Source organism: Bacillus sp. ISL-4 (assembly GCF_018613275.1).
Classification (GTDB): Bacteria; Bacillota; Bacilli; order Bacillales; family DSM-1321; genus Peribacillus; species Peribacillus simplex_E.
The window spans coordinates 1-5,868 of sequence record NZ_JAGGQN010000082.1 but is presented as its reverse complement, the minus strand read 5'-3'; the positions used below and the strand labels follow the sequence as shown (position 1 = coordinate 5,868).

Sequence of the window (5,868 nt, the reverse complement as noted above, 5' to 3'; positions counted from 1 at the left end):
CTTTTGTCTACAAACTGAAAAGCCTATCCAATGGATAGGCTTTTATGATATATATTCGACGAAGGACGGAATGCGTAACAACCCATTCTTTGTATAATTTCTGAACTTTACCCTACATTTAATCCGTGAATCCAAGTAAATGAATTTCTTGTTTTCATCTACAATTAAATCTTGATACTGGTTATAGAATTGCTTCCTTGCTGCAGGAGTGACCAACTCCATTATACCAACTGGCTTTATTCGGTCATTCTCTTCAATTCCTAGCAGTAATCCAAATTCTTCTTTTCTCAATCCGGAAATGACTGCATCAATGTATTGATAACCTTTAGCCAATCCTGCGTTATATTTAGGTTAGTTAAGTGAAACAGTTGACAGTAAAAGGACCGCACATTTTAGATATGTCTAATATGTGCGGTCTTATTTATTATTATCAAATTAGGCTATGTTAAAAGGTAAAGCTTGATTTTTTGATGAACTGAAGGGGCAGGTTAGTTTAACAAGTGCAGTGTATTCGTACTGTGCGGTAATAAAGATAAACACTACTTAATAACTCATATCTTCAATGCTTCAGGGCATCTTATTTACTAATAAGAAAGGGCGTGATTGTTATTAGGTTATTAAGACTATTTGTCCTATGTATTCCTTTTTACTTCACATTTACTGGAACATCTTACGCAAGTAATGACAGTAAAGAGTTAGAAAATTCGTTATCTGAAATTGGATACACTTCAGTACATCAGGCTTTACAAGATAGCAATAAGCATTTTAATCGTACTATTTCTTTGCCTATTCAATTACCTCCAGTACCGTTCACTCATAATTACGGCAGGTTTAATAACCCTGAAGGTAAACTCAATGATGGCTTTGAGGCAGAATACTTTAATAAAGCCCTATCTGAAAACCACTATATGATTCGGGTTAGACCGGTTGAAAATAGAATTAAATTTAAAAAAGGTTTTATTGACCAAACTTTCAAATTAAATGATGAAAATACTGCCATATATAGTACCAAGGCTTCTAGTGTGATTAACCTTTTAATTTTCGAAAAAGACGGATGGCAATATATGTTAAGTGTTGATAAGAGAATTTCTAATAAAGTAACATCGGAAATATTGGTAGAAATCGCAAATTCTATAAAATAAATTACCACACAGTTTGGGTCAACTCTGCACAAAGTCTTATTGAACTAACTATATGGTGCTTTACTTCAATAAGGGAGTTGCTTCGGAAGCTCTTTTTCTTATGGAGCTAAAGGGGCAGGATAGTTGAAGAAGAAATCGAAAGAGTAAATATTGTTTTCTATAGATGGGTGGGGAAAATATGATTGATAAAATCAGAAGGTTATTTAAAAAGGAAGTACAGAATGAGGTTGATGAAGAAAGGTATGTTTTTGTTCCAGTAAACGAAGAGTTTAAAAGAAATATATTAGAATTTCAAGGATTAGGAGAAGAATTGGGTAAAGTTCTTCAAAGAAAATATGCAAATAAATTCGAAAGCGAAGGAAAACAGAATCTAAGGATTTGGATATGCAGGGACATTGATGGTGATGAAATAACTGACATTACTTCTAAAAAATGCTTAGAACTAGAGTATCGTTCTCAAATAGCGATAGATTATGATGGTCCACAATACGATGAGGACTTTTATGCAGACACAATTGAGTTATGGCATTTTAGTGATGTTATTAAGGTGAAGCTTTTGGAACTATATACAATTTAACAAAGTGTAATTTAGAAACTGAAATTGAAGCTACTTTAATAAAGTTACTTAAATAAATTATGCAGTTTAGTTTCTTAATGAACTAAGGGGTTAGCTGAAAATTGGAGCTGTTTTTAAGGCATCTCTTTCTTTATGCAACTAAAGGGTCAGGCTGGTTGAAGAAGGCCGTAAAATTAAGGAATTTAAAATGAGTGATAATGATTATGTGGATGATATTCTTATGTACAAATTAGTTTCGTGTTTATGACTTAATGAGGTTACTAGTGCCTATATAACGGGTCAAATCACACATTTATGTTGCATTCATATTTAATTAAAAACAATTATCATCTATATTTTTTGAAACAATTCCAGGTATTAAAAAATTGATTCATTATTAATAAAAAAACTAAACCAAATCTTTTTAAGCCTTGGTTTAGTTTTTTTATAAGCTTTACTTATTTTAATTTTCCTGCGCGGATGTCATCTGTCATTCCCTCATAAGGGGCTTTAGAGATTAGCTCTTCATTGTTAACACCGGCATTCTCTAAAAATGTAATGTCAGCAAATTCTGGGACAACATATTTTGGATATGTTTCATATTTCTCGCGTGATTCTTTCATTAAATCAAGATGATCATTTTGATAACACACAGTAATTTCAGGGTGTTCATGAACCCATTTTGGGAAGAAGATTATGCCGTGCATTCGTTTTTCATTTGGCATAAAGTTTAATGAAACATCCGTTCCAGTTGGTTCCGTCCATGAAACTTTATAAACACCTTCTGTTAGTTTTACAATATCAACTTCTTGATTTCGAACCCAACGGCCCGCAACCATCCCACTATGAATACGATAATCGATTGTGTGATCATTTTTAATGTAGATTTCGTATTCCCAACCATTTTCATACGTATAAATCATATGACTTCCTACAAAGTTTTTCATTAAAATTCCTTCTTTCAATATTTTTTGCCTTAATCCTGCCAGAATTAAGGCATATTCCTCTTTACTATAAAAATGATTATTTTTACGGTCAGGCAACAATAGTAATGAAAAAAACAAGATGCTTCAATTAGTATGATTAAAAGATAAATTAAGTAAGTAGGTAGACTGTTATAATATGAAATAATAAACATGTCTGAATTTACATGTTTATTATAACGATATGGTATAATAACGTCAACATAAAGTTATTGGGGGACAATAATGAGAACACTGAAATACGCAATATTAGGGTTACTTAATCAGGGAGAGTTAAGTGGTTACGACATTACGAGTCAGTTTAAAGAAGAGCTGGGTCAGTTTTGGAGTGCAAAACATAGCCAAATTTATCCTGAGCTAAAAAAACTGACAGCAGAAGGGTTTATTGAGTACCACATTGTGATTCAAGGGACGAAACTAGAAAAGAAAGTATATTCTATTACAGAAATTGGGAAGTCTGAACTGCATGACTGGCTAACAACACTAAAACCTGTTCCAACCACAACTAAGGATGAGTTTATGTTAAAGACTTATTTTGCTATGTCTATGACTCCCGAGGAAGCAAAATATCTGTTTGAGGACCAAATTGTAAAACGTAAAGAAAAATTAAAGGATTTAAAAGAAAAACTGCATGATTTAGAGCAAGTAACAGAGAATCCTTGGTCATTTTCATCAAATCAGATTGGCCATTATTTAGTACTTACACGTGCGATTGAAAGAGAAAAAGGATATATCGTTTGGTTGGAAAAAGTCATGCAACTTTTCAATTAAATCAATTACATCATGGTTATCATCAGTAATAAAGCCCGTAGAATTATTAATTCTACGGGCTTTATCTGTGAATGTAGCAAAATTTCTATATTTTCAAATGCAAGTGGATTTCCGACTACAGTTCCACGGAAATTCACTGCTATAGCCACATGTAATTGTTGGGCAATATCCACTCCAACAACGAGATGTCGATCAGATCGTAGCTGTCTTTAAGGCAGCTTTTTCCTTATGGACCCAAAGGGGCAGGTTAGTTCATTAAGAATTTGGTTTATTATGGTATAATTTTTAGGTTATTGTCTTCAATACTCAATGTTAGGGTGGTAATTAATGGTTCGAAATTTACCTCGAATTGGAATTGGTCTGCAAGTAGTTTTCTTTATTTTATTCTTTGGAACTTTACTACCGAAAATGAATAATATGGTAGCCGCCTTCATTTGTATAATAATAGGGTTATCAAGTTTAACTGCTGGTATATGCTCGGTTAAAAACCAACAATACTCAATTTTATCTATTGCAGTAATCATTATTGCACTTCTTATTTTAGGCTTTACAATATTCGCATATTTTATGGGTGAGGCCGGGTACCCACCTCTAATAATGCAATAAAACTTTCAATCTTATTATGGATATATATTTAAAAGGAGTTGAAAAAAAGGTGAATATTGGTTTAGGACTTATATTATTGCCTATTGCGATAATTTTTGTTATTTTTGGTGTGTTTTCACGTAAAAGGAAGAACAAGATTGTTGGTTATGGAATGTTAATAACTGGGATGTTAATTTTATCAGCAAGTGTTCTATTGCTAACTGGAATATACGACCCTTATGCAAACCACATTCGGTAAAATATATCTTAGAGGATATTGAATGTTATTCAACCAACGGGTGCTTTACTTCATTACCAGGAGCTAATCTGCAGCTCCTTTTTTTATGGAACTAACGGGGCAGTATAGTTGAAGAAATAAAAAACGGTTAATGATTCCAAACAAAATGCTATTATGAATCTAAGATTTTTAGAGGTTGGTTTTTAATATTAGGAGGAAGTGTAAAATATGATTGAATATATAGGTGGTAAAGAATATTGGAACGGACGTAAGTGCGATAGTAATTTTGTATTTCGTACATTAGCAGATATGTTCCCTCAAGATTATGAGTTATATATAAAAGAATCAAAAGAATACAAAAAAAAGAATATAGTTCTACACTGTTCTAATTGTAATTATGATTGGGTGAATTATGAAACCAATTTTTCTACGGCCCAATGTCCTAGATGCAAATCAATGAAGTTTCTAAAATTATAATCCCTTATTTAGACTTTGTGATTGTGAATAAATGTACTTAAACTAACGGGTGCGTTAGTTGATTAAAAAGGCTCCCAATTTGGTGGCCTTTTTAAATCGCAATTGACACAAACTGTGCGGTAAAAAGGGCACAAAAAAGTGCCCGTCCATTCATTTCTCTTATTTAGTAGGCGTAAAAATAAACGTTTCCTTGTATTTTCTTCCCTGAACTTCTTTACTGTGTGGTTTTCCGTGCCAACTTATTTCAAATTGAAGTTCATTGGAGTTAACCGATATAGGGAAATTAGTAAATTCAAAGTTCTGTCCCTGTTTAAACTTGTCATATTGAAGGTCATTAATACTTAATCCGTATTTTGTTTCTGTATTTGATTCATTCCTGTAAGTATTAAATTCAACTTTATCTAAATCTTTACCAATATTGGTGATAACAACGTTATACGATTGAAATACATTCTTATTAGATTTTTTCGTCTCTTTACCCTTGTTTATTTCGATTTTCCATTGATCAGTTTGCTTTATGATAGGTGTTTTAAATAGCTCGTCTGACTCTGCTGCTGCATTTGAAACAATTCCAGTAGCTATAAAGCAAAAAATAAATAATGAGGTTATTAGTTTTTTCAATATTGCTGACTCCTTTTGTATTAAATCAATTTTTGATTAGTTTTCCTAAAAAAATGAAAAAAACACATATATATTTATTTCAAAGTACGAATAAACGGTGGACACAAACTACGACTAATAAGGACTAACCAAATTGATTGATTAGTCCCCATGAAGAAGAAATTAATTGTTGCCAAGTTTTTCTTGGTAATAACTCCAAGCTGAAATTGCCGATGCCCAAATTATGTCACCAACAAAAGATAGTAGTCCGACAACAAGTTCCATAGTTATCAACTCCTTCAATATTATTATATGTGGTGCTTTTAATTCGTTTCCTTTTTATATTTTTGTTTAGAGTTTATGAAAAAGTTATTGTGTCACAGTTCGAATAAACCGTGAGACTGTACTACACATATTCATACAGTCATATTGTGAAAGCAAACGTCATTAACTGTGCGTTAAAGATGTACAGTGAGTGACGTTTGCTTTTACTTGAACTATCGGGGCAGCATTCCT

The 5,868-nt window shown here is 32.3% G+C and carries 9 protein-coding genes and 1 pseudogene; 7 read left to right on the top strand and 3 right to left on the bottom strand.

Going from position 1 to position 5,868, the window contains the following annotated elements; genetic code table 11:
• Nucleotides 1–42: 42 nt before the first annotated feature.
• On the bottom strand, nucleotides 43–333 hold the full coding sequence (locus J7J00_RS27430; protein ID WP_214796321.1) for a hypothetical protein: 291 nt from the start codon (nucleotides 331–333) through the stop codon (nucleotides 43–45).
• Nucleotides 334–599: 266 nt separating this feature from the next.
• Here J7J00_RS27430 and J7J00_RS27425 point away from each other — a divergent pair, with 266 nt between their 5' ends.
• From J7J00_RS27425 to J7J00_RS28555, 3 genes and pseudogenes are all read left to right on the top strand, one after another.
• Entirely contained in the window at nucleotides 600–1,142 is a 543-nt protein-coding gene (locus J7J00_RS27425; RefSeq protein WP_214796319.1) for a hypothetical protein, read from the top strand.
• Between the two features lie 178 nt (nucleotides 1,143–1,320).
• Complete coding sequence (locus J7J00_RS27420; protein ID WP_286201614.1) at nucleotides 1,321–1,719, top strand: hypothetical protein; 399 nt, start codon at nucleotides 1,321–1,323, stop codon at nucleotides 1,717–1,719.
• A 154-nt stretch (nucleotides 1,720–1,873) separates the two neighbouring features.
• A pseudogene (locus tag J7J00_RS28555) lies at nucleotides 1,874–1,966 on the top strand (GNAT family N-acetyltransferase); the annotation flags it as partial.
• A gap of 190 nt (nucleotides 1,967–2,156) precedes the next feature.
• On the opposite strand, the gene J7J00_RS27415 reads toward J7J00_RS28555, so the two are convergent.
• The gene (locus J7J00_RS27415; RefSeq protein WP_214796323.1) at nucleotides 2,157–2,645 is read right to left on the bottom strand and encodes a phenolic acid decarboxylase; all 489 of its coding nucleotides are present in this window, start codon (nucleotides 2,643–2,645) and stop codon (nucleotides 2,157–2,159) included.
• Between the two features lie 261 nt (nucleotides 2,646–2,906).
• Between J7J00_RS27415 and J7J00_RS27410 the strand changes: the two genes are divergently transcribed.
• The 4 genes from J7J00_RS27410 to J7J00_RS27395 all read left to right on the top strand — a co-directional run bounded on the left by J7J00_RS27410 (nucleotide 2,907) and on the right by J7J00_RS27395 (nucleotide 4,752).
• Entirely contained in the window at nucleotides 2,907–3,452 is a 546-nt protein-coding gene (locus J7J00_RS27410; RefSeq protein ID WP_214796317.1) for a PadR family transcriptional regulator, read from the top strand.
• A 327-nt stretch (nucleotides 3,453–3,779) separates the two neighbouring features.
• The gene (locus J7J00_RS27405) at nucleotides 3,780–4,058 is read left to right on the top strand and encodes an alpha/beta hydrolase (protein WP_214796315.1); all 279 of its coding nucleotides are present in this window, start codon (nucleotides 3,780–3,782) and stop codon (nucleotides 4,056–4,058) included.
• 49 nt (nucleotides 4,059–4,107) lie between these two features.
• Complete coding sequence (locus tag J7J00_RS27400; RefSeq protein WP_214796314.1) at nucleotides 4,108–4,296, top strand: hypothetical protein; 189 nt, start codon at nucleotides 4,108–4,110, stop codon at nucleotides 4,294–4,296.
• A gap of 207 nt (nucleotides 4,297–4,503) precedes the next feature.
• Nucleotides 4,504–4,752: a hypothetical protein gene (locus J7J00_RS27395; protein ID WP_214796313.1), complete on the top strand. Its 249-nt coding sequence runs from the start codon at nucleotides 4,504–4,506 to the stop codon at nucleotides 4,750–4,752.
• A gap of 159 nt (nucleotides 4,753–4,911) precedes the next feature.
• On the opposite strand, the gene J7J00_RS27390 is transcribed toward J7J00_RS27395, so the two are convergent.
• Nucleotides 4,912–5,373, bottom strand: a complete 462-nt coding sequence (locus J7J00_RS27390; protein WP_214796312.1) for a hypothetical protein — start codon at nucleotides 5,371–5,373, stop codon at nucleotides 4,912–4,914.
• Nucleotides 5,374–5,868 lie beyond the last annotated feature (495 nt).

Excerpts from the sequence above, each read along its gene's own strand:
- J7J00_RS27420 (WP_286201614.1), top strand. The coding sequence starts at position 1,321 with ATGATTGATAAAATCAGAAGGTTATTTAAAAAGGAAGTACAGAATGAG.
- J7J00_RS27415 (WP_214796323.1), bottom strand. The coding sequence starts at position 2,645 with ATGAAAAACTTTGTAGGAAGTCATATGATTTATACGTATGAAAATGGT.
- J7J00_RS27410 (WP_214796317.1), top strand. The coding sequence starts at position 2,907 with ATGAGAACACTGAAATACGCAATATTAGGGTTACTTAATCAGGGAGAG.
- J7J00_RS27405 (WP_214796315.1), top strand. The coding sequence starts at position 3,780 with ATGGTTCGAAATTTACCTCGAATTGGAATTGGTCTGCAAGTAGTTTTC.
- J7J00_RS27395 (WP_214796313.1), top strand. The coding sequence starts at position 4,504 with ATGATTGAATATATAGGTGGTAAAGAATATTGGAACGGACGTAAGTGC.